Below are 25,239 nucleotides of genomic sequence, written 5' to 3'. Positions count from 1 at the left end.
TATAGGCGAATAATTGCCAGTTAAACTTGGCTCTGCTGTGCTATCTTTCATGAAAGCGATGCAAGAATTGAAAATAAAATAATCCATTTCTCACATATATTGTAACAAAGATATTAGTGTCCTATAAAAAAATATGTCTTTATATCATTAAACATTATGTCTTTATATCATTAAACATTATGTCTTTATATCATTAAACATTATGTCTTTATATCATTAAACATTATGTCTTTATGTCATTAAGTTTATGTCTTTATGTCATTAAACATTATGTCTTTATGTCAAAATAAGTTTTGTTTTTATGTCGAAAAAAGCCATGTCTTCGCGCCCTAAAGTCCAGTCCTCAATATCTTTTTAAGTTTTTTATCTCTATTATCTTGGAAAAAAATCATTTTTTTTGTACTTTTGCAAACTGATATTATAAATAACAAGAACAACGAATGGCTGGAACAAAACAGATTAAAACAGCATTGGTATCGGTTTTTCACAAGGACGGCCTTGACGAACTGCTTGCCAAGTTGAATGCAGAGGGAGTGAAATTTCTTTCTACCGGTGGCACACAAAAGTTCATCGAGTCGCTGGGCTATGACTGTCAGGCGGTTGAGAGCGTCACCTCTTATCCGTCGATTCTCGGTGGCAGAGTGAAGACACTACACCCAAAAATTTTCGGCGGAATATTGGCACGTCGTCAAAACGACAGTGACAAGAAGCAGATGGCAGAGTATGAGATTCCGGAAATAGACCTCGTAATCGTTGACCTCTATCCATTCGAACAGACAGTAAGTGATGCCTCAAGCAGCGAGCAAGACATAATTGAGAAAATCGACATCGGCGGAATATCGTTGATACGTGCTGCTGCCAAGAATTTTGATGATGTAGTAATAGTGCCGAGCAAGGCACAATATGACGAACTCCTCGATATTCTTAACAAGCAGGGAGCGGAGACCACACGTGAGCAACGACGCGGTTTTGCCTGCAAGGCATTCGGAGTAAGCAGTCATTACGACACCGCCATTAATGGTTGGTTCGCAAATAAATAGAAACAAATAATACAATATAAAGATGGGATTTTTTTCATTCATCCAAGAGATAGCAATGGACCTCGGTACGGCCAACACCATCATCATCAGTGATGACAAGATTGTTGTTGACGAACCGTCAGTGGTAGCGCTGGATCGCCGTACCGACAAGATGATTGCCGTGGGCGAAAGAGCAAAGTTGATGTACGAGAAGACACACGAGAACATCCGCACGATACGTCCTTTGCGCGATGGTGTGATAGCCGACTTCTCTGCCTGTGAGCAGATGATGCGCGGACTTATAAAGATGGTTCACTCAGGCCGCCGGCTCTTCGGCTCCCCTTCACTGCGCATGGTTATCGGTGTACCTTCAGGTTCCACCGAGGTCGAACTGCGTGCAGTGCGCGACTCTGCAGAGCATGCAGACGGTCGCGATGTTTACCTTATTTTCGAGCCGATGGCTGCGGCAATAGGTATAGGCATTGACGTGGAGGCTCCAGAGGGCAACATGATTGTTGACATTGGCGGTGGCAGCACCGAAATTGCAGTCATCTCCTTGGGTGGAATTGTCAGCAACAACTCTATCCGCGTGGCAGGAGACGAACTGACAAGCGACATTCAGGAATATATGAGTCGCCAGCATAACGTGAAAGTCAGCGAGCGCATGGCCGAGCGTATAAAAATAAATGTTGGCTCGGCACTCACCGACCTTGGCGATGAAGCCCCCGAAGACTATGTAGTTCATGGCCCGAACCGTATCACGGCACTTCCAATGGAGGTTCCGGTATGCTATCAGGAGATAGCCCACTGTATTGACAAGACTATCGCGAAGATAGAAAACGCCGTGCTTTCGGCACTCGAAGCAACACCACCGGAACTATATGCCGACATCGTACAGAACGGTATCTATCTCACAGGTGGCGGTGCATTGCTACGCGGTCTTGCCAAACGTCTGACAGACAAGATAAACATAAAGTTCCACGTAGCCGAAGACCCATTGCACAGTGTGGCTAATGGTGCCGGTATCGCATTGAAAAACGTTGACCGCTTCTCGTTCCTGATGAGATAAGAGAAGAGGTTTAATAGTGACAAATAATATAAATAGGAGTGAGGAGAAAGGATATTTCACCTCACTTACTCTTAAAACATAGCATGTCTTTCGGGCATAAAGGAATTTAAGAAATGAACAACCTGCTGGCATTTTTGGCAAAACATAACCATTGGTTGCTTTTCGTTGTGCTGGAAGTGATGAGTCTTGCGCTCCTCTTCCAGTTCAACAGTTATCAAGGTAGCGTGTGGTTCACCTCTGCCAATGTTGTAACTGGCAAGTTCTATGAGATAAATTCTTCGGTGGAGTCGTTCATAAGTATGGGCAAACTTAACGAACAACTCACCATGCGAAACGTATATTTAGAGCGGCAAGTAAAACATCTGTCAGAGATGTTGGAACGCGGAAAAAGCGACTCTACACTGCAGCTAAGCACACAGGTGCAACTGCTAAGCCAGTACAAGTTAATCCCCGCAAAGGTTGTGAGCAACTCTATTAACAAGCCAGACAACCTTATAACCATTGACAAAGGAAGCCTTGACGGCATACGTCCAGACATGGGCGTGGTAAGCGGCAATGGTATTGTGGGTGTTGTATATCTTGTTTCGCCGCATTACAGCATGATTATTCCGGTACTCAACAGCCACTCAAACATCAGTGTGATGATTGAAAATCGCGGATATTTCGGTGTGTTGCACTGGGAAGGCGGTGATAGCAAAATGGCATTCGTGGATGATATTCCACGCCATGCACGCTTCAACGGTGGCGACAATATCGTTACGAGCGGATATTCTGCGCTGTTTCCACCGGGTATTCTTGTAGGAAAAGTGCATCGCACGTATAATTCTCCCGACGGAATGTCATACCGTCTGCGCATCAATCTTGCAACCGATTTCAGCAACCTGCGCGATGTTTGTGTTATCAATGATGCGAACTTGCAGGAACGTATCAACCTGATGCGTTCTGCCAAAGACTCCATCATGCCCGCTAAGGAAAACTAACGATTGTCATGACAACGGATATTCTAAGACGAACGATACTCTTTATTGTACTGTGCCTTGTGCAAGGACTGGTGCTCAATCATATCAATCTCTTTGGTTGTGCCACACCTTTATTATATATATATATGGCACTTACGTTTCCGCGCAGTTATCCAAAATGGGCAATACTGTTGTGGTGTTTCATTCTCGGTATATGTATAGACACGTTCACCAATACCCCCGGTGTTGCTGCAGCGTCAATGACATTGGTCGGAGTGTTGCAACCGTACGTACTTGAAATGTTCATGCAGCGCGAAAACGAGAAGAACTTCAAGCCAACGTTGCGCAATCTGGGAAACAGTACATACATTTATTATATACTAATATTGGTTTCCATATTTTGCATTACATACTACTCACTCGAAATGTTCACATTCTTCAACTGGTTGCAGTGGCTGGAGTGTGTAGGAGGTAGTACGATTATAACCGCCGTTCTGGTGTATGTGATTGAGCATCTGAGACGTTAGCAAAGGCATAACAATGAAAGAATACGGACTGGAATACCGCAAATATGTAATCGGTGGAGTGGCAACGCTTATCGTTGTCATCTATATTATCCGTCTGTTCTCACTTCAGATAATGAGTGACGACTACAAGAAAAATGCTGACAGTAACGCATTTCTTAAGAAGATAGACTACCCGGCGCGTGGCAACATCACCGATCGCACAGGCAAGTTACTCGTCTTCAACCAACCGGCATACAACATAATGGTGGTGATGAACGAAGAAGCAGGCAAAATAGACACCACGGATTTCTGTTCGGCACTTGGCATAACGAAAGAATTTTATGTCAAAAGAATGGCAGAGATAAAGGACAGAAACAAGAATCCGGGGTACAGTAGATTCACCCAACAAATTTTTATGTCGCAACTCTCTGAAGAGGAATTCAGTCTGTTCCGGGAAAAACTATACCGTTTCCCGGGATTCTATATGCAGAAAAGAAGCATCAGACAATACCAATATCCATACGCAGCCCATGTTTTGGGAGATGTTGCAGAGGTATCGCCAAGTGATATTGAGGAAGATGACTACTATCAGAGTGGCGACTATATAGGTAAACTCGGCGTGGAGCGCTCATACGAGAAAGAATTGCGCGGACAGAAAGGAGTGCAAATCCTGCTGCGCGATGCTCACGGAAGAATAAAGGGGCGATACCAAGAAGGACGCTTCGACCAAAAGCCGGTAGCCGGAAAAGACCTCACACTGAGCATTGACCTCGAACTGCAAGCCCTCGGAGAACGTCTCATGGAGGGTAAGATTGGAAGTATCGTAGCAATAGAACCAAGCACCGGTGAAATCCTTTGCATGGTTTCTTCTCCCACATACGACCTGCGCATGATGTCGGGAAGACAACGCGGAAAGATGCACAGGGAACTGCAAATGAACTCATGGAAACCCTTGCTTAACCGTTCCATAATGGGACAATACCCTCCCGGGTCAACATTCAAGACATCTCAGGGACTGACATTCCTTTCAGAGGGTATAATTTCACCTAATACAATGTACTCCTGTCACCGTGGATTCCAATATAAAGGACTGCGCGTGGGATGTCACGGACACGGCTCACCACTGCCTTTGATTCCGGCAATCAGCACCTCGTGCAACGCATATTTCTGCTGGGGGCTTTATCACATGATTAACAATCGGAAGAAATATAAGACCGTCCAAGATGCCATGAACACATGGCGCGACTACATGGTGAGCATGGGATTCGGTTATAAACTCGGAATAGACTTGCCTGGCGAAAAGCGCGGACTGATACCAAATGCCGACTTCTATGACAATGCCTATAATAAGAGTTGGAACGGACTGACGATTATAAGTATATCGATAGGACAGGGAGAGGTAAACCTCACTCCGCTGCAAATTGCCAATTTGGGTGCAACGATAGCCAACAGAGGATATTTCATTACGCCTCATGTAGTAAAATCGGTTAAAGGACAGCCTCTTGATGAGAAATACAAAGAGAAGCACGTCACAAAGGCCACACGCGCATCATACGACTATATCGTGGCAGGAATGAGGAGTTCGGTTATGGGCGGAACATGTAAAGAGGCCAACAGAGCCGACTATGAGGTGTGCGGAAAAACCGGAACTGCACAGAACAGAGGACATGACCACTCGGTGTTCATGGGTTTTGCACCTATGAAGAATCCGAAGATTGCTGTCGCCGTTTATGTAGAAAACGGTGGGTTCGGTGCCACTTTCGGTGTTCCTATCGGTGCATTGATAATGGAAAAATATATTAATGGAAAACTCTCTGATGGTTCCGAGTCAAAAGCAAGAGCCATGCAGAGCAGACGTGTAGCGTATGGTTCAACGGACAGATAAGCAACCTGGCGTGCTTCGCTCTATTGACTGGATAACAATTATTATCTATCTGGCACTCCTTGTATTCGGATGGGTAAGTGTATGCGGTGCCAGTTACACCTACGGCGACACCGACATATTCAATCTCAGTTCGCGCTCAGGCATGCAGATAATATGGATTTGCACCTCGATATTCATCGGCTTGGTACTTCTTTTGCTTGACGACAGATTCTACGACACGTTCTCATACGTAATCTATGCGGCCTTGTTGTTGCTTCTTTTTGCAACAATCTTCAATCCGCACGAGATAAAAGGTTCACGATCATGGCTCGTATTGGGACCGCTACGACTGCAACCTGCCGAGTTTGCCAAGTTTGCCACTGCTCTGGCGGTGGCCAAACTGATGTCATCTTATGGTTATAACATACACAAATGGAAGGATTTCCTTAAGGCCTGTGCCATTGTTTTCACACCCATGTTGTTCATTGTAGCACAGAAAGAGACCGGTTCGGCACTCGTCTATCTGGCTTTCTTCTTGATGTTCTATCGAGAAGGAATGCCCGGAAGCATTCTCTTCACGGCCGTGGCAATGGTGTTTTATTTCGTTATCGGAATAAAATTTGAAGACATAACGTTATGGGACGGTCACACATCGGTGGGTAAATTCGTGGTATTATTGGGTGTCCATATTTTCACTTCGGTGATGATTTATGCCAATACCGGCAACCTACAGAAAATGAAAAAAGCCCTACTCTACTGCCTTGGCGGAACAATCTTAGCACTGCTTTTTTCCACTTTCGTCATTCCTTTCGATGTGGTATGGGTGCAACTGCTGTTATGTGGTTTTCTCATCGGGTATGTATTGTTTCTTTGGTTGAGCAGCAGAATAATTACTTACGGATATATCCTTGCATTCGCCATCGGTTCGATAGCATTCTTCTATTCTGCCGACTACGTTCTCGATAACGTTTTACAAGAACATCAACGCAAACGTATCGAAGTTCTGCTCGGCCTGAAAGAAGACCTTTCCGGCGCAGGATACAATGTTCATCAGAGTGAGATTGCCATAGGTTCTGGAGGTCTGCAAGGCAAAGGATTCCTCAATGGCACACAAACAAAACTGAAATATGTGCCCGAACAGGACACCGATTTCATTTTCTGTACCGTAGGAGAAGAAGAAGGATTCGTTGGTTCGGCAGCCGTCTTGCTACTGTTCCTCGCACTGATACTGAGGCTTATAAAACTTGCCGAGCGTCAACCATTCCGTTTCGGACGTGTCTATGGTTACTGTGTGCTGAGCGTTTTCCTTTTCCACGTATTCATAAACGTAGGAATGGTGTTAGGTCTGACACCTGTTATCGGCATCCCTCTGCCATTCTTCAGTTACGGAGGTTCATCACTTTGGGGCTTCACCTTCCTCCTTTTCATATTCTTGAGGATAGACGCAGGCAGAAATCTTATCAGAGAATAGTTGTTTTCGAGGCATGTGGAAAGACACTATTTCCTCTTTATTTCTATTCCGACATCGGCAATACCGGGTAATATCTCGCGCTTCATGTTGTGGCGTACACTGATTTGCAGTGAGTCGCCGGCATGGAGCGCGAGTTGCGTTAGCGAGTAATCATATTCATAAAAGCCAATCCCACGACCACGGATATTGCCCGACTTGTCAACAATACGACAGTTTAAAGTATCACTTAAATGGCGTTTCCCGGGAAAAACGGTCTGTTCTACAATCAATGTGAGACCCATGAACGGATAGTCATTGTTTACACGTAAGATTAACTTTTCCCGATAATCACCATCTACAGCCATTGTGGGCACAGAGAACTTCAATGTATCATTACGCTCCCATCCTGCTATCTGTGTAGGTTCAAAATGATGATACACCGTCTCTGTCTCGCACGCAATTAACAAGAGCGAATACAATACCAATAAAAAAGCGCAAATTTTAACCTTCATGCCATGAATGAAAGATATTATCTTGATTCCCCACCATTACGTTGCTCACCATTATTGCGTGGCTTACGCTGCTGTCCGTAACGGTGTTCGCGATTTCCGTTCTGTCGGCGATGCTGTTCTCCACCGCCCTCTATCATTTGCTGTGAACCGCGCGGTTCTTGCGATCTCGGTCCTTTATTCTTCTTCTTTTTGCGATTCTTGTCAAATCGCGTAACATCACCTTCGAACATATCAACAGGACTGTTGCTTTCCTGCTGCCCCCCGTTTTCAGATAGAGTGACAGGCTTCTCGCCCCTTCTGTTCATCTCTATTATCTGCATTGCACGCCTACCGGTAATTGTTTCAAGGTTTGCGGCAAGACGCTTGTCGGTGGAATAAGTTATCAATCCAGCAAGAATATCACTCTTGAAGAAATAGTAATCAGAGTCTTGCGTTTCCAGCACCACCTCACGACTTGGCAGTTTACGACTTGCCTCAATGTAGTTGTCAACCTCATAGTTCAGACAGCACTTCAGTTTTGCACACATTCCGGCAAGTTTCTGAGGGTTGAGGGAAATGTCTTGGAATCGTGCGGCGTTCGTGCTTACACTGATAAAGTTCTTCATCCATGTGGCACAGCACAATTCCCTGCCACAAGGGCCTGTTCCACCAATGCGCCCCGCCTCCTGTCTCGCACCTATCTGTTTCATCTCAATCCTTACATGGAACGTTGCAGCGAGGTCTTTTATCAACTGACGGAAGTCCACTCTTTCATCAGCGATATAAAAGAATATAGCCTTGTTGCCATCACCTTGATATTCTACGTCTCCTATTTTCATGTTCAGTCCGAGATTCTTTGCTATCTGCCGGCTCTCTATCATTGTGGCATGCTCACGGCTTTTTGCCTCAAGATATTTCTCAATATCCACCTGTTTTGCCAAGCGATATATGCGTTTTATGTCATCGGCAGATTTCAAGCAGGCCTTTTTCAATTGTAGTTTCACCAACCGTCCGGTCAGTGTCACCACACCTATGTCATGTCCGGGACTGGCTTCCACCGCAACCACATCACCTTTTTTCAAATCGAGGTTATAGATATTGTGATAATACCCTTTCCGTGTATTCTTGAACTGCACCTCCACGAGGTCGGTATCTTCGTTGATGCCGGGCACATCGGCAAGCCAGTCGTAAGTATTCAACTGGTGATCCTGCCGTCCACATCCCCTTCTACAGAGTCCGCGGTCAGTGTCCGTCGATATTTTGAATTGCATATTTTTGTAATCCATCCTTTTTTTCTTGTTTGTCAGGAGTGTCGGAGTAAAGTTGTCCTGCGGTTCAGCCTAAGCCATGACACATTCACTTACATTACCAATTCCTCCCTTATTTTTCCATAATACTATTTTCTCATTATCGCCACAATCATCCTCATCGCCACATCATAGAAAACCATCTTGGCATTTGTGTTCTGTCCGATGTCTCTGATTGCAGTGCCGAATATCTCGTCTATCTCAATCACGTTAGCCTCATTGATAAAGCGTGCGAACTTCGCGGCGAAATTCTCTTCTTCCATTGTCATATAAACGAGGTCGGGATTATGAAAGTTATACATGAAATTTTCACGCACGAGATGTCTGAAATAAACCAGCATGCGTTTCTGTCGCTCACGCCCCAATGCAGCAACCGTGTCGCTCCATGTTTTCAACTCCTTCACATCGCGAGCGTATGCCTTTCGCATTAGCAATTTAAAGAGGTCGAGAAACTGATTATTCTCATTCCCCGCATCAAGTTCCTCCAGTGCTTTCATCCAGTCCCCGTTAGCAACACGCGCAATCCTGTGCGCCATATCACCATCTATAGCCCGACGCTCCGTCAACGCTTTCTCAAGCGACGGAGTGTCGATTTTTTTTATATCAATGCGCTGCACACGGCTGCGTATTGTCTCCAACAGTCGCTCCGGCTCCTCACAAACCATAATAAACACGGTTTGTTGTGGAGGTTCCTCAATTATTTTCAGCATTTTGTTGGCACAGTCCTCACGCATTCGCTCAGGTAGCCAAATGATATTAACCTTGAAACCTCCCTGACTCGATTTCATTGATAGTTTCCTTATGAGCACCTCACTCTCGGCAACATATATCATAGCCTGCTGATTAGCGGCGTTCATCTTATCAAGCCAGCGATCCATTGTAAAATACGGCCCATCACTCAACATCTCACGCCATTCACGGGCAAAGTCATCACTCACCATTTTGTGGTCGGCACTTGTGCCTGTGGGCTTTATCACTGGATAAGTGAACAGCAAGTCAGGATGCGACCACGAACGAAGCATGGCACACTGACGGCACGTTCCGCACGAGTCGTCAGAACCTTCTTTATCACAACAAAGCAAATAGGAAGCAAAAGCGAGCGCAAGAGCCATCTTTCCACAACCCTTTGGTCCGCAGAACATCATGGCATGGGGCACACGCCCTTCAACCACCATCTGCGTGAGGCGTTTCTGCGTCTCTTCCTGTCCTATTACTTCACTGAATTTCATGCTACTCAAACGGCCATTTGGCTGCAAAATTACGAAAAAAACTCGCCATTACAAAGAAACACGCATCTTTTCTTTCTTTTTACTTTTCCATGACAGTAGGAAGTTCTTTTTTCAGAAAAAAAATTAATTTATTTGGTGGTTTGAATCGATTACGTTATCTTTGTCGGAACTTATGGGGATTTTATATGTTGTTCCCACCCCGGTGGGTAATATGGAAGACATGACTCTTCGCGCCATAAAGGTGCTGAAAGAAGCCGATTTCGTGCTTGCGGAAGACACACGCACGTCGGGTATCTTGATGAAGCATTTCGACATACGCAACAGATTGATGTCACACCATAAATTCAACGAACATGGCACAAGTGCCGGAATAGTGGAGCGACTACGCGCCGGAGCCACCGCAGCACTGATAAGTGATGCCGGAACACCGGGCATAAGCGACCCCGGCTTTCTCCTAATCCGCGAGGCCGTAAACGCAGGGATAGAGGTGCAGTGCCTACCCGGAGCCACGGCCATGATACCGGCATTGGTGTCGAGCGGACTACCTTGCGACCGCTTTTGCTTCGAGGGATTTCTCCCACAGAAGAAAGGACGCAAATCGCGCATCAAGGCACTTGCCGGCGAAGAGCGCACAATGGTGTTCTATGAATCGCCTTATCGACTGTTGAAACTTTTAGAACAATTAGCCGAAGAGTTCGGAAACGAGCGGCGAGTCTGCGTATGCAGGGAAATATCCAAGATTCATGAAGAAAGCGTGCGCGGAACAATTAGCGAAGTATCGGCTCATTTCAAGGAGCACGAACCACGCGGAGAGTTTGTCGTAGTAGTGGCCGGAAATAACAGAATATCAAGTGATTAATAATACACTAATAGTATTTAGAATTTTATTTTTTATACAGACATGAAGAAATTATTGTTTTTCGCAGCCTGCATGACAGCATTGGCAGCATGTACAGGCAACAAGGCTTCTGATGCACCGGGCGCAACAATGAGCGACTCGCTGCAAAGGATTGTAGAACAGAAAGAGAATGAAATCAATGATATCATGGGAACTCTCAATGATATCAATGACGGTTTACGTGAAATCAGTGAGGCCGAAGGGCGAGTTACGCTTGCCCGTTCAGGGGAGGGAGCAAACAACAGACAGAAACTGCGCGAGGATGTTAAGTTCATTCAGGAGCGCATGAACCAGAACCGCGAACTTCTCGACAAACTGCGTCAGCAACTGAGAGAGAGTTCTTTCAAGGGCGACCAACTGAAACGTACAGTGGAGAATCTTACGAAACAACTCGAACAGAAAAACATCGAACTGCAGAAAATGCGTGAAGAACTCGACAAGAAAGATATTCACATCAGCGAACTTGACGAGACCGTATCAAACTTGAACACCAATGTGGAAAACTTGAGAACCGAAAACGACCAGAAGAGTTCCACTATCAACAATCAAGACAGGCAACTGAACACCGCATGGTTCGTATTCGGAACGAAGAAAGAACTCAAGGAGCAGGGTATCATTGACGGCAGCCGAGTGCTGCGCGGAAACTTCAACAAGAGTTACTTCACCAAGATTGACATTCGCGTACAGAAAGAAATCAAACTCTACTCCAAGAAGGCAGAGATGAAAACATCTCACCCGTCAAGCAGTTATATGCTGGATAAGGATGCCAAGGGACAATTCATTCTCCGCATCACCGACCCACAGACATTCTGGAGCACAAGCAAATATCTTGTGATAGAAGTTAAATAAAACAATGAAGAGGAAGTTTTTCACCTCCTCTTCATTGCAAAGAAATCTACCATCAGTTGGCGGCATTCTTCTTCAAGGATGTCGCCAATTGCATTTGCACGGGGATGTAGTGCATTGGGGGCGTATCTGCGATAGCCACGCTTATCATCGGGCGCACCATAAACAACGCGCGGGATCTGTGCCCACCCTATCGCACCGGCACACATCGGACAAGGTTCCACCGTGACATACAGCGTGCAGTCTGTAAGATATTTTCCACCAAGAGCATTCTCTGCCGCCGTTATCGCGAGCATCTCGGCATGGGCGGTAACATCGTTCAGCATCTCCGTGCAGTTATGGGCGCGTGATATGATTCTGCCTTTGGCGACAACCACTGCACCGATAGGAATCTCTCCCTCTGCCAATGCTGCGCGCGCCTCATCTATAGCACGACGCATAAACTGCGTATCTCTCTGAATTTCTTCGTTTGTCATGCTGCAAAGATACTCATTTTTGTATATAATGACAGGCGTAGAGATATGGAAAATTACGTGACCGACAAAAAAACATGGTGCCGCAATGTCCTATTGTTCAAAATATTTTATAACTTTGCATGCAATAATGAATTGCAAGGTCATCTATAAAGAGGAAATCGACTCCACCAATAATTTCCTGCGCGAGTACGAAAATGGTAATGACATAACCGTCGTATGGACCGATTTTCAGACTGCCGGACGCGGTCAAGGCAGCAATCACTGGGAGAGTGAGCGCGGTAAGAACCTTATTTTCAGCATACTTATTCACCCTAAAAACGTGAATGCTGCCGAGCAGTACATAATCTCGATGATGACTGCCATAACGATAAGCGAATACCTTGCCAAGTCTCTGCATCGCGAGGTGCGGATAAAATGGCCGAACGATATCTACGTCGATGACATGAAAATTGCGGGTATATTGATAGAGAACTGTCTTTCGGGATGCCATATCAAGGACTGCATAATAGGAATAGGACTGAACGTCAATCAGCAGGTGTTCGAGAGTGATGCGCCAAATCCGGTTTCGATGTTTCTCATTGACGGTAAAGAGCGTAATCGTGAAGAGGTGTTACATTCGCTGCTGAATCTTTTCACAGAGAAAATGGAGGAGTTCGATGTCGGAGAAATACGCACTAAGTACCGCAACAGTCTGTATCGCCGTCACGGTTTCCACCAATACCTCGATGCCAACGGAACGTTCTGCGCAGAAATGGTGACCGTAGAAGATGATGGACACATCGTATTGCGCGACACCGAAAACCATGAACGTCGCTATGCTTTCAAGGAAGTGGCATTCGTGTTGGAAAAGAACGAGAAAATTGAGTAGCGGAACGCAAGTGCAATTATATACTTGAGTGACATAACGAAATATGACATGGAGGAATTCCTTCCAAACAAAGGTAACTACCGGCAACTGATAGTATATCAAGTTGCAGAAAGCATATACGACACCGCTTTCTACTTCGCCCATCACTATCTTGCAAGAGGCGACCGTACAATCGGCCAGATGATACAGGCCGCACGTTCGTGCAAGCAAAACATAGTGGAGGGTAGTGCCGCCTCAACAACTTCAAGTGAGACGGAACTAAAACTCATGAATGTGGCGAGGGCAAGTCTTCAAGAACTGTTACAAGACTACGAAGACTATCTCCGTGTGCATAACATGGAGAAGTGGCAATTTGACGACCCACGCTGTGTGCAGACACGTAAGGTGTTGCGTCAGCACAACGAGAGCAGTTTCTATCGCGAACACCTCCCACAGCGTTCCGCAGAAACGATTGCCAACATCGCCATAACGATGATACACCAAGAAGACGTGATGCTGCGCCGACTGATAGAAAGGCTCAAGCAAAACTTTCTTGTTAATGGTGGTATCAGGGAACAGATGAGTGCGGCGAGGAGAGATTATAGGAGAAAGAATGGGTCGTGGTGATTGGGCTGATCAAGGAAGTTGGTCGGACTGATTGTAGTAATCAGGCTAATCGGACAAATCGGTCTAATCAGACTAATCTGACTAATCTGACCAATCCTATTGATTATTACCTATTGACTCCGATTAGACCGATTAGTCTGATTAGACCGATTTTTCCGATTATCCTAATTACCTCAATTAAATCAATTTCAATTAAACAACAATATTATGTCAAGATTCAAACGTATTCTTTTAAAACTCTCAGGCGAAAGCCTCATGGGTAACCAACAGTATGGCATTGACCCGAAACGTCTGGGCGACTACGCCCGCCAAATAAAGGAAATCCACGAAATGGGTGTCCAGATAGGCATAGTGATAGGTGGTGGCAACATCTTCCGCGGCGTTAGCGGAGCACAAAAGGGCTTCGACCGTGTGAAAGGCGACCAAATGGGAATGCTCGCAACAGTAATCAACTCACTGGCACTCAGCAGTGCCCTCGCTGCCGAAGGTGTGAAAAACAAGGTACTCACAGCAATACGCATGGAACCAATAGGTGAGTTCTACACCAAATGGCACGCCATCGAAGCAATGGAACAGGGCAATGTCTGCATCTTCTCAGCAGGCACAGGCTCGCCTTATTTCACCACTGACACAGGTTCATCGCTGCGCGGACTGGAGATAGAAGCAGACGTAATGCTGAAAGGCACGCGCGTTGATGGCGTCTATACCGCCGATCCGGAAAAAGATCCCGAAGCGGTGAAGTTCACCGACATCACCTACGACGAGGTGCTCGCACGCGGTCTGAAAGTAATGGATCTTACCGCAATCTGCATGTGCAACGACAACAATCTCCCCATCTATGTCTTCAATATGGATGTGGTAGGAAATCTGAAAAAAGTCATCGAAGGCGAAGAAATAGGTACTTTGGTACACCATTAATGCCAAATCGACAAACGAAAGATAACTTAATACAAATCCTTTTGGGCGAAATTACCGTATAATTTCGCCCAAATGATTCTGAAAATCAGCAGAATAACGACAACACTACGCGATAGCCTACGCAAAAGTCTGTTTTCCCTACTACAGTTTAGGGTAATCCCGATGGCAGTTTCGTTTTTTATCATTACCTTTGCACCATAATAAAACAACAGTCAAAAGGAATTAAAAAATAAAGGAAACGACTATGAAACAGATTCATTTCAAAACCTTACGTTGCAGCGCACTCTTGCTTTTCGCTGCTTTCACACTCAGCATTAGCGCACAGACGCAACAACAAAAGATGAAGCCATATTCGCTCAACCGAAATAAAGTGTACTACCAAAAGCAACCCATTGTAGAGGCCGACTACCGTTCGTTCGTAGATTTGGGCTTCGGTTATGCCAAAGACCGATATAACGTGTACTACTTAGGACGCATTCTTCCGTATGTGGATCCACTGACTTTCAGTCTTCGCGTTGCGATACAACCCTACCCCGACGACTACTATCCGACGGACGATGACATGTACGACCGAGACGACTATTACGGCTACCGCATCACCTCGAACGCAGTTCTCTTCCGCGGAAAGAAGATTAGCGACTCGCCAAAAAGTTTCAGAGACCTTGGCTGGGGCTACGGCAAAGACAATTTCGACGTGTTCTATATGGGAGAAAAGATGGACGGAGTATTCTCAAGTTCCTTTAAAGTGCTCGAAGACGGCTATGCCGAAGACTCGTTCGACACATACTATAAAGGAAGAAAAGTGAAGTAAACACATTGCGAAAACAACAAAAGCCACGAGCGGAACCATTCTCTATAGGAGAACATCTGGTTTCGCTCGTGACTTTTAATAAATGAAAAAGGTGTCTGTTCAGCAGAACAGAACACCTCTTATCATGTCTAACAATTAATCTTGTTCCTAAGTGTAAAATTATTCTTAAGGAAGTGAGATTGCCTCAGATGGGCAAACACCTGCACAAGTACCACATTCTGTGCACTCGTCCGGGTTAATTGAGTAACGATCGCCTTCAGAAATTGCTCCTACCGGACATTCATCAATACATGTGCCGCATGCTATGCAGTCTTCGCTAATTACGTATGCCATAATGTTTTTTATTTAATTTGTTAATATTGTTATATACTTTTCACGCTGCAAAGATAATAAAATCCTCAAAACATACCTAATAATAGGTATGGTTTTTTATATAAATTAACCATTCTGTACTTTTTGATACCCATAAATGATGAAAAAGAACAGATATACATTATTATGATTAGACATATCGTCAGCCAACTACCGTTAAAAAAGACATGAAAAAACACAAAACTGTCAACAAAGCACGGATATGAATTTGTCTTGCTCACAACATACAATAATCGTTATGAAAAAGCGTTATATAAAGTATGAAAAGGATTATTGCATGCTCAATTATGGTGATTATGTGTGCCATGAATGTTGCCGCACAGGAACGTCACGTGGAAAATCGCCCTTATACCGACCTGCGGCCGTTTCATTTCGGGGTTCTCGTGGGAACTCACCTGCAAGATGTCGAACTTACGAACGTCGGTCCGCAGATGATAACAACGGAGGACGGAACGAAAGAAGCATTGGTCACATGCGATCAAGACCGCTGGGACGCAGGTTTTAACGTCGGCGTATTGGGTGAGTTCCGCCTTGACACTTATTTCGCCATGCGCGTTGCACCGGCGATGTATTTCGGCACCAAGCACTTCACTTTCCACAACCATAAGGAGAAATTAGAGAACGGCAAACCGATAGAACAGCGGCAGGAAATGAAAACGGCATACGTATCGTGCGCCCTTGACCTCATTTACAGCGCACAACGATTCAACAACCACCGCCCTTACATGATGCTGGGACTGAATCCGATGATAAACCTTTCAAACAAATCTGACGACTATCTGAAGATGAAACGATATGACCTTTACTTGGAAGCGGGCATCGGTTGCGACTTCTACCTGCCTTATTTCAAGTTGCGCCCCGAACTGAAGTTTGCCTACGGACTAATAAACAGCCTCGACACCGACCACGGCAATCATCTGAAAGACAAAAGCATGCTGCAATACACCAACTCAGTGAACAACGGACGCAGCAAAATGATTGTGCTAACGTTCTACTTTGAGTAACATTACAGGAAAGAGAAAAAGAAAGAACGACGAATAACAACCCAAAAGACGGGAAATCACTTGCGCGTGGTTTCCCGTCTTTTCTGTTATTATTTCTCTCGCTCCGTATTTATTTCTTGTCAAGGTTCAGTGTCAATTTACCCACATAAATGGCATGCTTCCCGTTCTGGTCTATAGGCACACTCTTGCCGTCAAGGTCGGTCACATACTCAAGTTTCTTAAAATAAGTGTGCGAGTGTCCGCCCAAAACGAGGTCAACGTTACGTGCATTGGAAAACACATGGTTGTCATCGTCTCCGCCTTTACTCCAACCCAAATGCGAAACACATATCACGATATCACATTTTTTCACATTCTTCAGATAGTCAGCCCACTTGTTAGCCTCCTTTGCCGGATCGAGATAGCGCACTCCTTCGCAGTTATGGTCGAAGACAAGACCTTTCAATGCCGGTGCAAGTCCGAAGATACCAATCTTCACTCCGTCGCGCTTTATTATTGTGTAAGGCTTCACCAAACCCTCAACCACCGTTCCGGTAAAATCGTAGTTGGCGCATACAATAGGAAATTTTGCCATCTTGAAGATACGCGCCATGTTCTCAAGACCGAAGTCGAACTCATGGTTACCTACCGTAGCAACGTCATACTTCATCATATTCATCAACGTCACTTCCACTTCACCCTTATATATATTATAATAAGGTGAACCCTGCGAGAAGTCGCCACTGTCTATGAGCAGCAGTTTCGGAGTCTTTTCCCGTTCCTCCTCAATCATCTTTATACGGCGCAAAAAGCCTCCGCGACCTGCCAAAAGAGTGTCGGCAAGTGTAGGATTCAAAGGATATATCGTACTATGGGTATCGTTTGTGTGCAACACCACAAGTTGTTTGTCCTGTGCCTTGGCTGCTGTCGCACATACTATGCACAGCAATGCGGCTATTATGGTTTTCTTCATCATAGCGTTTTTCATTTCTTAATGGTTATACGTCCTTCCAACTCACAGTCTATTTTCTTTCCCTGTGCAGTCATACTCTTCACATATCTCAGTATCACATTGCGCGAGTTCGCCTCATCTCCGCCCGGCAAATTGAGGTTTGTCCCGCTCTTGAATGCAGTGAGGTCGTCATTTCCCTGTTGCACATAATCTATCGTCGTGATACGATAGTCACGGTTAGGATCTACCGGCTCGCCTCCTACCGTTGCCGAAATCAGTTTATAGTTCTTGTCGGCCACTATGCGCACCTCATGGCTCACGCACTCTCCGCCTCTATCCAGCATCTGTTGGAACAGTTCGAGCACCTTGTCACCCTTCAGTGTGACGAAGACTATCTTGTTCTCGAACGGCGCAACATCGTTAATGTCCCCCTTTGTGACAGCACCTGCGGGCAGTGCTGCACGTATGCCGCCATAGTTATAAGCCGCAAAATCGGGTTTCTCACCATATTCCTTTGCCGAGGCCATGAATATATCCGGCAACAGATTGGAGAGCAGTCCTTCGGGTCTTCCACGCTCAAGATAGCGCGCGGTTGTCCCCACCACCGGACTCATTACCGAGTCCACCATTTTCTTGTAAGGCGTCATGAATGTCGCTGCCTGCGCATCAGGATTTGCGTCATAACGCTTGTCGATAAGCACACGTGTCCTTGATACGGAAATTAGTTTGTAATGAGTGCCACATGCAGACATAACAAACGCAGCGAAGAATACGAAAATCAAAGTCTTGTTTCTCATTTGCTATATATATTGGTTATAATATGCAAAGATAAACAAAATCCACGAATAAATGGTTTCATAAACAACAAAAAATGAGAAAAACAAAAAAAATGAGAAAAAGAATATCATAATTGTCTGTAATTCGGAAATTTATATTAACTTTGCAGCGCTTTTTCGACGTAACCTATGGCAGGAAGAAGAGTAGCCTCGCTATGTTGCGCGAAACTATAACAAATTATAATCATCTAAAATCAATGGATTTAATTAAAGTTGCTGAAGAAGCATTTGCAACTGGTAAGAAGTTTCCGGAGTTCAAAGCCGGAGACACTGTCACCGTTGCTTACAAAATTGTCGAGGGAACGAAAGAGCGTATCCAGCTCTATCGCGGTGTGGTAATCAAGATTTGCGGACACGGCGAGAAGAAGCGTTTCACCGTTCGCAAGATGTCCGGCACAACAGGTGTGGAGCGTATATTCCCCATCGAAAGCCCGAACATCGATAACATCGAGGTGAACAAGGTTGGTAAGGTGCGTCGCGCTAAACTGTACTACCTGCGCAAACTCACAGGTAAGAAAGCACGCATCGCCGAGAAGCGCACCATCAAAGCGGAGAAATAAAAACATCTCTCCACAACTCGGAAAAGAACAAAGAAGGCTTGTACCGCAATGGAACAAGCCTTCTTTATTTCTACTTCCACGAAAAAATCAAGACGGTATGAAACGAAAAAACGGTTCATACCGAAATGGCACGAACCGTTTTTATTTTTCTATTCTGTCTTTCTCCGGCAAAGAAAATGTCGGAAAAATTACATCACCCTGCGTCCAAAGAGATAACGAGAGGCATAATAACTCTCGCGAGAGTTGCTTACCTTAACACCTCGCAACGACGCATGGATAAAGTCGAAACTTCCTGTAGCCGGGTCCACATCAACAACGATGCCCACATGACCAACGTTACCGCCACTTCGCGGACTTGTGAAAAATACGAGGTCGCCACTCTGCAATTCGCTGTTATCTATGCGATAACCCTGTGTAGATTGCTGGCGCGATGAACGACTGAGCGAAATACCCATCTTGCCGAATACATAACTCGTAAAGCCGGAGCAGTCGAAAACATACGGACCGGCACTGCCGTGACTGTAACGTGCACCCATGTGGTTGAAAGCCTCATCAAGAACGTCACCCGCCATAGAGTAATCTTCGGAGTTATAGTTCACATTCTCGCCAACATATAGGAAGTCAAAGTTGTCTATCTCTTCAACACGCTGTTCCTGTCGTGGCTGTGCCTTTGCTCTTGCTCTGTGCTTCTTCTTTCCTGCAAACGAGGGAGTGAGCGACGAGAACAACAACATTACGACAGTAAGCGCTACAAATTTCTTCATTATAATATATAATTTAGGTTCAAAAAATGATTTCTCAAAAAATTACGAGTGCGAAATTACAAAAAAAAATACAGCCGTCAAAGGCAGTTTACATCTTTTTCGATATAGTCGAAAAGTCGGTTTTACTAACCGATTTTCCCCATTCCCCTCTATATTACAACGACTTATAAGACATCACTCGGAAAAAGATTTAAGGAAATCCGTTTACATATTTTAATAAACAAGCGGCGTTATATCAAAAATTATTTAGCATTCATGGAGCACTATCAATGCAGACAGCACCTTGTGTCACTCATTATTAATTATTAATTAGAGACACATCTCTTGCATAAAAATAACCAAAAGTAGGTATTGTGTGGATAAAAACGCATTAGTACTTTTGCACGATTATTTTTTTACCACATAATAAAATGAAGAAAATCTATTTGATGTTCCTCGGTTTATTGTTTGCAATAACCGTAATGGGACAAAACACAGACGCCATGCTTTTTGGCGGAGTGCAGGCTAAAGAAGGCGGTATGCATTTGGCATACGCAACAGTCAGCGTTAAAGGAACAACGCTTACAACAAAATGTGACGCTACAGGCCACTATAAATTGACCGACCTTCCGGTTGGAAAACAGACCATAGTGGCAAGACTCGATGGCTATCAGGATCAGGAAATCGAGGTGATAATGGAGGCAGGAAAGTCTTCTACCATTCATTTCGAACTCGAAAAAGACCCACTCGAACTGAGTCAGATAGTGATTACGGGCACCCGCACATCCCACTTTGTGAAAGACGTGCCTATCCGCACCGAAGTGCTGACATCGCAGGCCATCAAACGTAAGAATGCACAAAGCCTATACGAGGCTCTGGAAGGCGTGCCGGGAATACGCGTGGAACAGCAGTGCCAATTCTGTAACTTCTCGGAAGTGCGCATGCAGGGTCTCGGAGCAGAGCATACACAGGTGTTGATAGACGGCGAACCGGTCTATTCGGGACTGGCAGGAGTGTACGGACTGCAGCAAATGGGCACAAACGACATAGACCGTCTTGAGGTCGTTAAAGGTGCCGGCTCTGCTCTGTACGGCAGCAGTGCGGTGGCCGGAGCAATAAACATCATATCGAAAGAACCGTCTTTCGAACCCTCGGTTAACGGAGATCTACAGTTCGGAAACTGGGGTTATAAGAGTTATAAGGGTTCGGGCTCTATGCGTTTCCGCAACATCGGACTCATGGTTACGGCACAGCACACGGAAATGGATGCCGTGGACGAGACAAAAGACGGACTGACACGCACGGAAGTGAAAGAGAAGGACGGCGTATCCGACCGCGTGAACAGCAGAATGAACAACGTGGGAATGAGCGTGTATTTCTTCAATCCATTCGCCAAGAACGACAAACTCGTGATTCGCGCAAAGGCTATGGACGAACTGCGCTACGGCGGAACAATGACCAACGACCTCTATCTGAATCCTTACACTGAAGGAACAGAGAACATACAGACCAATCGTCTCTCGCTCGATATGGCATATACTCTGCCTATCGGGGCACACTCCGAACTGAATTTCTCTACCGCATACGTGCATCACAAGCGCAACGCAACGAACGACACCTTCCTCGGCAACTACAAGCAGTCGCACGGTGGCAACAGTCCCGACGTTGAGTTGATGCGCCCGTACATCGCCAAAGAGAACTCCCTCACACCGTCACTCACATTCACGAGCATGCTCGGCAACCACACTCTGCTGGCAGGCGTACAGGGATATTTCACCCGTTTGCGCGAAACCGGCCTTTATGTATTGTCGGAAGATGATTACAAGACCGACCCATTCTATGGCATTCCATACACATCTATAGGAAAGAAGCATGCAACGGAATTCGGTTTCTTCATTCAGGACGAATGGAACATCACTCCGAAACTCACCGTTGTTCCCGGATTGCGCCTCGACACGCACAACTCCGGCGAGGAATATGCTTCAAGCGAAAAGGTATTTGACGGCAATTTCCCGAAGACCGAGTTCAAGGAAACTTCTTTCAACCCACGCCTTGCAATCAAATATGAACTTAATCCGTCACTCATTCTGCGTGCGAACATCGGTACAGGCTTCCGTGCACCTTACGGATTCTCTGAAGACCTGCACCTATGCAGCGGTTCGCCACGCGTATGGAAATCGTCTAAACTGAAGGGCGAACATTCTATCAGTTATAACCTCTCGGCCGACTACTACGGCAGGGGCTACCAACTGAGCCTCAACATCTTCCGCACTGACCTGAAAGATAAGATACAGTTCTCGCCGGCATCTGACGAGGTGAAGAAACTCGGTTACACATACGAGTGGCAAAACATTGACGATGCATACGTTCAGGGTATCGAACTCGGAGCAAAGGCAACACTGTTCAGAAACTTCAATGCCGGTCTAAACTGGACTTTCAATCAAGGTAAGTTCAAGAACATACGCGAGGATTGGAAAGCGACTCCTTATGCCGAAGATAGTAAGAACATATCACGCTTCCCAGCCATGACGGGCGACCTCACACTCGAATATGCTCCCGGAACATGGAACTTCTCTGTGACAGGTTCTTTGCAAGGCAAGATGTACATTGACTACAACTCTGAAGAGAATGAAGCAAATTCGAAGATAAAGAAGACAGATACCTTCACACTGTGGAACTGTCGCGTGGCAAAACGTTTCGGTACGCTGAACATCTATGCCGGCGGTAAGAACATCTTCAGTTATATTCAGGACGAAAAGCACACCGACGATGCTGCCTTCATGTATGCTCCCGTATATGGTGCAACATGGTATGCCGGTGTAAGTATTACGCTGTAAACACCATTACTGACGATAAGAATAAACCACAATTATCGTTATAATACAATGGCACCGCCGTGTTGCACCCGCAGCACGGCGGTGTTTCATATCCACCAACATTCCGTTTCATGGCAAAACGGAAAGCAATTTGGGCAGAATTGGTAAGCAAATTGGGCGAAATTGCAATGCAAAACAGGCGAAATTGCTGTGCAGTAAAAAAAGAATCGGTTGCTATATCATCGCAACACACAGGATAAAACACAGTTTTAATTGTCTCAACCTTTCCACATGTACGGGAAATACCTGCGGTTTGTTGTCGAAGAAATAATATGCAGTAAATCCCATCAAACCATGACAAAAACAGTTCTTTATCATGTTTATTATCAAAATAATCGTTAAAATAGTTGACAGTACGAAAAAAAACATGTAATTTTGTCCCTGTAAATAATAACGGATTTTGTTCGAATTTTATTGTTTTAAACAGTATAAAGATACAACACTTTCCGCATAACAACAAAATCTAATGATGATTTCTTAGAAAACGAACTCGCATAAGTATGATAGAACATCTGATTAAAAAGCAAATAACTCGAGTAAGAAAAAACGAGATCAGAAAGTTTATTCCGTTGTACCCATGACGCAAGACAGAACGATAACCAAGCAAATGGAAACAATAAAGACATAGATTAACATTCAAAACAACCTAAACGCCCAAGCCCCCGACACGGCGTTCCCACATAAAGTATTTCGTGGGTTATAAGGAGGGCACAATCTCTAATGAAACTAAACAATTTATTTGCGAACACAGCAAACAAGGTTCTTGCCCTCGCAGCAGCAGTGGTGATGACGGGCATGACGTTTACCGCATGCTCGAGTGACAACGACGACACACCGAAGTTCACCAATACCGTGACTATCGACGGCGAGGTAATAAAAATTAAAAAGTCAGAGTTGAACAATATAAATAGTTATTATGTGTTAGGCATGATACTCGAAACCGGGGGAAAAGCCACTGATATATTAATCTTACTCAATAAATCGACTATCAGCAACAAACTAATCGACCTTACACATCAAACAGAATCATCAGCCAATAGTTGGTCAATATCGGCACAGAAAGACGCCAATAAGCTTTTCTGTGGCCAAGATGCGAAAAATGAAAAATTCAAATTCTCCGGCGGTGCGATGAAAATCGATGTCAATCCAACGACGAAAGAAGTGGAGGTGACGGTAACCGGTGGAAAGATAAATACACCGACTGATACTAACCAAGGTGACGGCCAAGACCACACCATCTCCATCAGTTATAAAGGGACGGCAAAGTAAAAGCAGGTATAAGCATTGACACCTGCGCCGCCATCCAAGTTAAACGACGTATGTCGTAACCCTGCGAAGCCGGATTGGATTAAACAAAATAAGTAATAATCATTGTGAGACCTTTGCAAAACTATTGAGTTAAAATCATTTGAGATAAGCAAACTTTTATCTCAATAGTCTTGCAGGGGACAACAAAGAAAATTTCGGAAATTTCCTTAATCGAAATAAAAAACAGAATGATACCAAGCAAATGGAAAGAACAAAGACATAGATTAACATTCAAAACACCATAAACGCCCAAGCCCCCGACACGGCGTTCCCAAATAAAGCATTTCGTGGGTCATAAGGAGGGCATAACCTATAATGAAACTAAACAATTTATTTGCGAACGCGGCAAGCAAGGCTCTTGCCCTCGCAGCAGCAGTGATGATGATGGGAATGACGTTCACCGCATGCTCGAGTGACAACGACGACACACCGAAGTTCACCAATACCGTGACTCTCGACGGCGAGGTTATAAAAATTGAAAAGTTAGAGATGAACAAAATTGGCGAGGTCTATTGGTTAAGCATAAAACTCGAAAAAGAGAAAAAAGCCACTGATATATTAATCGCACTCAATCATTCGACTCTCAACAACAAACTAATCGACCTTACACAGCAAACAGGATCAGCAGTCAGTACTTGGTCAATATCTGTACTTAAAGGCATCAACTGGCTTTTCTGTGGCTATGGGGTGAAACATGAAAAATTCAAATTCTCCGGCGGTACAATGAAAATCAACATCAATCCAACGACGAAAGAAGTGGAGGTGACGGTAACCGGTGGAAAGATAAATACACCGACTGATACTAACCAAGGCGACGGCCAAGACCACACCATCTCCATAAGTTATAAAGGGAAGGCAAAGTAAAAGCAGGTATAAACATAGACACCTGCGCCGCCATCCAAGTTAAACGACGTATGTCGTAACCCTGCGAAGCCGGATTGGATTAAACAAAATAAGTAATAATCATTGTGAGACCTTTGCAAAACTATTGAATTAAAATCATTTGAGATAAGCAAACTTTTATCTCAATAGTCTTGCAGGGGGACAACAAAGAAAATTTCGGAAGTTTCCTTAATCGAAATAAAAAACAGAATGATACCAAGCAAATGGAAAGAATAAAGACATAGATTAACATTCAAAACAACCTAAACGCCCAAGCCCCCGACACGGCGTTCCCACATAAAGTATTTCGTGGGTCATCAGGAGGGCATAACCTATATGAAACTAAACAATTTATTTGCGAACGCGGCAAGCAAGGCTCTTGCCCTCGCAGCAGCAGTGATGATGATGGG

Annotated in this window: 25 protein-coding genes; 17 read left to right on the top strand and 8 right to left on the bottom strand. The window is 44.9% G+C overall.

Annotation, left to right across the window (positions count from 1 at the left end; genetic code table 11):
• The first annotated feature begins 440 nt into the window (after positions 1-440).
• From EHV08_RS09665 to rodA, 6 genes are all read left to right on the top strand, one after another.
• Positions 441-1,040 (top strand): IMP cyclohydrolase, encoded by a 600-nt coding sequence (locus EHV08_RS09665; RefSeq protein WP_126679082.1) that lies wholly within the window; start codon positions 441-443, stop codon positions 1,038-1,040.
• A gap of 22 nt (positions 1,041-1,062) precedes the next feature.
• On the top strand, positions 1,063-2,088 hold the full coding sequence (locus tag EHV08_RS09660) for a rod shape-determining protein (protein WP_126679081.1): 1,026 nt from the start codon (positions 1,063-1,065) through the stop codon (positions 2,086-2,088).
• Between the two features lie 113 nt (positions 2,089-2,201).
• Positions 2,202-3,068 (top strand): rod shape-determining protein MreC, encoded by an 867-nt coding sequence (mreC, locus tag EHV08_RS09655; protein WP_126679080.1) that lies wholly within the window; start codon positions 2,202-2,204, stop codon positions 3,066-3,068.
• Between the two features lie 8 nt (positions 3,069-3,076).
• The gene (mreD, locus tag EHV08_RS09650) at positions 3,077-3,574 is read left to right on the top strand and encodes a rod shape-determining protein MreD (protein WP_126679079.1); all 498 of its coding nucleotides are present in this window, start codon (positions 3,077-3,079) and stop codon (positions 3,572-3,574) included.
• Between the two features lie 13 nt (positions 3,575-3,587).
• Positions 3,588-5,438 carry a penicillin-binding protein 2 gene (gene mrdA / locus EHV08_RS09645; RefSeq protein ID WP_126679078.1) on the top strand — a complete coding sequence of 617 codons (1,851 nt, stop codon included), beginning with the start codon at positions 3,588-3,590 and terminating at the stop codon, positions 5,436-5,438.
• The gene (rodA, locus tag EHV08_RS09640) at positions 5,419-6,888 is read left to right on the top strand and encodes a rod shape-determining protein RodA (protein WP_126679077.1); all 1,470 of its coding nucleotides are present in this window, start codon (positions 5,419-5,421) and stop codon (positions 6,886-6,888) included. The genes mrdA and rodA overlap by 20 nt, the downstream gene beginning before the upstream one ends.
• A gap of 26 nt (positions 6,889-6,914) precedes the next feature.
• Here rodA and EHV08_RS09635 read toward each other — a convergent pair whose 3' ends face one another.
• From EHV08_RS09635 to EHV08_RS09625, 3 genes are all read right to left on the bottom strand, one after another.
• Positions 6,915-7,379, bottom strand: a complete 465-nt coding sequence (locus EHV08_RS09635) for a gliding motility lipoprotein GldH (protein ID WP_126679076.1) — start codon at positions 7,377-7,379, stop codon at positions 6,915-6,917.
• A gap of 17 nt (positions 7,380-7,396) precedes the next feature.
• On the bottom strand, positions 7,397-8,644 hold the full coding sequence (locus EHV08_RS09630) for a PSP1 domain-containing protein (protein ID WP_126679075.1): 1,248 nt from the start codon (positions 8,642-8,644) through the stop codon (positions 7,397-7,399).
• 110 nt (positions 8,645-8,754) lie between these two features.
• Entirely contained in the window at positions 8,755-9,894 is a 1,140-nt protein-coding gene (locus tag EHV08_RS09625; protein ID WP_126679074.1) for a DNA polymerase III subunit, read from the bottom strand.
• Between the two features lie 172 nt (positions 9,895-10,066).
• Here EHV08_RS09625 and rsmI point away from each other — a divergent pair, with 172 nt between their 5' ends.
• The gene (gene rsmI / locus EHV08_RS09620; protein ID WP_126679073.1) at positions 10,067-10,753 is read left to right on the top strand and encodes a 16S rRNA (cytidine(1402)-2'-O)-methyltransferase; all 687 of its coding nucleotides are present in this window, start codon (positions 10,067-10,069) and stop codon (positions 10,751-10,753) included.
• A gap of 42 nt (positions 10,754-10,795) precedes the next feature.
• Entirely contained in the window at positions 10,796-11,641 is an 846-nt protein-coding gene (locus tag EHV08_RS09615; protein WP_126679072.1) for a Cbp1 family collagen-binding glycoprotein adhesin, read from the top strand.
• A 20-nt stretch (positions 11,642-11,661) separates the two neighbouring features.
• Here the strand turns inward: EHV08_RS09615 and EHV08_RS09610 are convergent, their stop codons facing one another.
• Positions 11,662-12,114 (bottom strand): nucleoside deaminase, encoded by a 453-nt coding sequence (locus tag EHV08_RS09610; RefSeq protein ID WP_126679071.1) that lies wholly within the window; start codon positions 12,112-12,114, stop codon positions 11,662-11,664.
• Positions 12,115-12,241: 127 nt separating this feature from the next.
• Here EHV08_RS09610 and EHV08_RS09605 point away from each other — a divergent pair, with 127 nt between their 5' ends.
• The 4 genes from EHV08_RS09605 to EHV08_RS09590 all read left to right on the top strand — a co-directional run bounded on the left by EHV08_RS09605 (position 12,242) and on the right by EHV08_RS09590 (position 15,317).
• On the top strand, positions 12,242-12,982 hold the full coding sequence (locus EHV08_RS09605; protein WP_158676075.1) for a biotin--[acetyl-CoA-carboxylase] ligase: 741 nt from the start codon (positions 12,242-12,244) through the stop codon (positions 12,980-12,982).
• 48 nt (positions 12,983-13,030) lie between these two features.
• Entirely contained in the window at positions 13,031-13,588 is a 558-nt protein-coding gene (locus EHV08_RS09600) for a four helix bundle suffix domain-containing protein (RefSeq protein WP_126679069.1), read from the top strand.
• A gap of 207 nt (positions 13,589-13,795) precedes the next feature.
• Entirely contained in the window at positions 13,796-14,506 is a 711-nt protein-coding gene (gene pyrH / locus EHV08_RS09595; RefSeq protein WP_126679068.1) for a UMP kinase, read from the top strand.
• A 244-nt stretch (positions 14,507-14,750) separates the two neighbouring features.
• Positions 14,751-15,317 (top strand): DKNYY domain-containing protein, encoded by a 567-nt coding sequence (locus EHV08_RS09590; protein WP_126679067.1) that lies wholly within the window; start codon positions 14,751-14,753, stop codon positions 15,315-15,317.
• Positions 15,318-15,482: 165 nt separating this feature from the next.
• Here EHV08_RS09590 and EHV08_RS09585 read toward each other — a convergent pair whose 3' ends face one another.
• Positions 15,483-15,650: a 4Fe-4S binding protein gene (locus EHV08_RS09585; protein WP_126679066.1), complete on the bottom strand. Its 168-nt coding sequence runs from the start codon at positions 15,648-15,650 to the stop codon at positions 15,483-15,485.
• A 299-nt stretch (positions 15,651-15,949) separates the two neighbouring features.
• Here EHV08_RS09585 and porT point away from each other — a divergent pair, with 299 nt between their 5' ends.
• Positions 15,950-16,693, top strand: coding sequence for a type IX secretion/gliding motility protein PorT/SprT (gene porT, locus EHV08_RS09580; protein ID WP_126679065.1), 744 nt, complete (start codon positions 15,950-15,952; stop codon positions 16,691-16,693).
• Positions 16,694-16,802: 109 nt separating this feature from the next.
• On the opposite strand, the gene EHV08_RS09575 is transcribed toward porT, so the two are convergent.
• Positions 16,803-17,645 (bottom strand): bifunctional metallophosphatase/5'-nucleotidase, encoded by an 843-nt coding sequence (locus EHV08_RS09575; RefSeq protein WP_126679478.1) that lies wholly within the window; start codon positions 17,643-17,645, stop codon positions 16,803-16,805.
• Positions 17,646-17,656: 11 nt separating this feature from the next.
• Complete coding sequence (locus EHV08_RS09570) at positions 17,657-18,421, bottom strand: 5'-nucleotidase C-terminal domain-containing protein (protein WP_126679064.1); 765 nt, start codon at positions 18,419-18,421, stop codon at positions 17,657-17,659.
• A gap of 236 nt (positions 18,422-18,657) precedes the next feature.
• On the opposite strand from EHV08_RS09570, the gene rplS reads away from it, so the two are divergent.
• Entirely contained in the window at positions 18,658-19,020 is a 363-nt protein-coding gene (gene rplS / locus EHV08_RS09565) for a 50S ribosomal protein L19 (protein ID WP_126679063.1), read from the top strand.
• A gap of 188 nt (positions 19,021-19,208) precedes the next feature.
• Here rplS and EHV08_RS09560 read toward each other — a convergent pair whose 3' ends face one another.
• Positions 19,209-19,784, bottom strand: a complete 576-nt coding sequence (locus EHV08_RS09560; RefSeq protein WP_126679062.1) for a C40 family peptidase — start codon at positions 19,782-19,784, stop codon at positions 19,209-19,211.
• A gap of 410 nt (positions 19,785-20,194) precedes the next feature.
• Here EHV08_RS09560 and EHV08_RS09555 point away from each other — a divergent pair, with 410 nt between their 5' ends.
• From EHV08_RS09555 to EHV08_RS09545, 3 genes are all read left to right on the top strand, one after another.
• The gene (locus EHV08_RS09555; RefSeq protein WP_126679061.1) at positions 20,195-22,600 is read left to right on the top strand and encodes a TonB-dependent receptor; all 2,406 of its coding nucleotides are present in this window, start codon (positions 20,195-20,197) and stop codon (positions 22,598-22,600) included.
• 759 nt (positions 22,601-23,359) lie between these two features.
• Positions 23,360-23,908, top strand: a complete 549-nt coding sequence (locus EHV08_RS09550; protein WP_126679060.1) for a hypothetical protein — start codon at positions 23,360-23,362, stop codon at positions 23,906-23,908.
• Between the two features lie 354 nt (positions 23,909-24,262).
• Positions 24,263-24,811 carry a hypothetical protein gene (locus tag EHV08_RS09545; protein ID WP_126679059.1) on the top strand — a complete coding sequence of 183 codons (549 nt, stop codon included), beginning with the start codon at positions 24,263-24,265 and terminating at the stop codon, positions 24,809-24,811.
• Positions 24,812-25,239: the final 428 nt, after the last annotated feature.

It is taken from the genome of Prevotella koreensis, assembly GCF_003977605.1.
Classification (GTDB): Bacteria; Bacteroidota; Bacteroidia; order Bacteroidales; family Bacteroidaceae; genus Prevotella; species Prevotella koreensis.
This window is presented reverse-complemented; position numbering and strand designations above follow the sequence as displayed.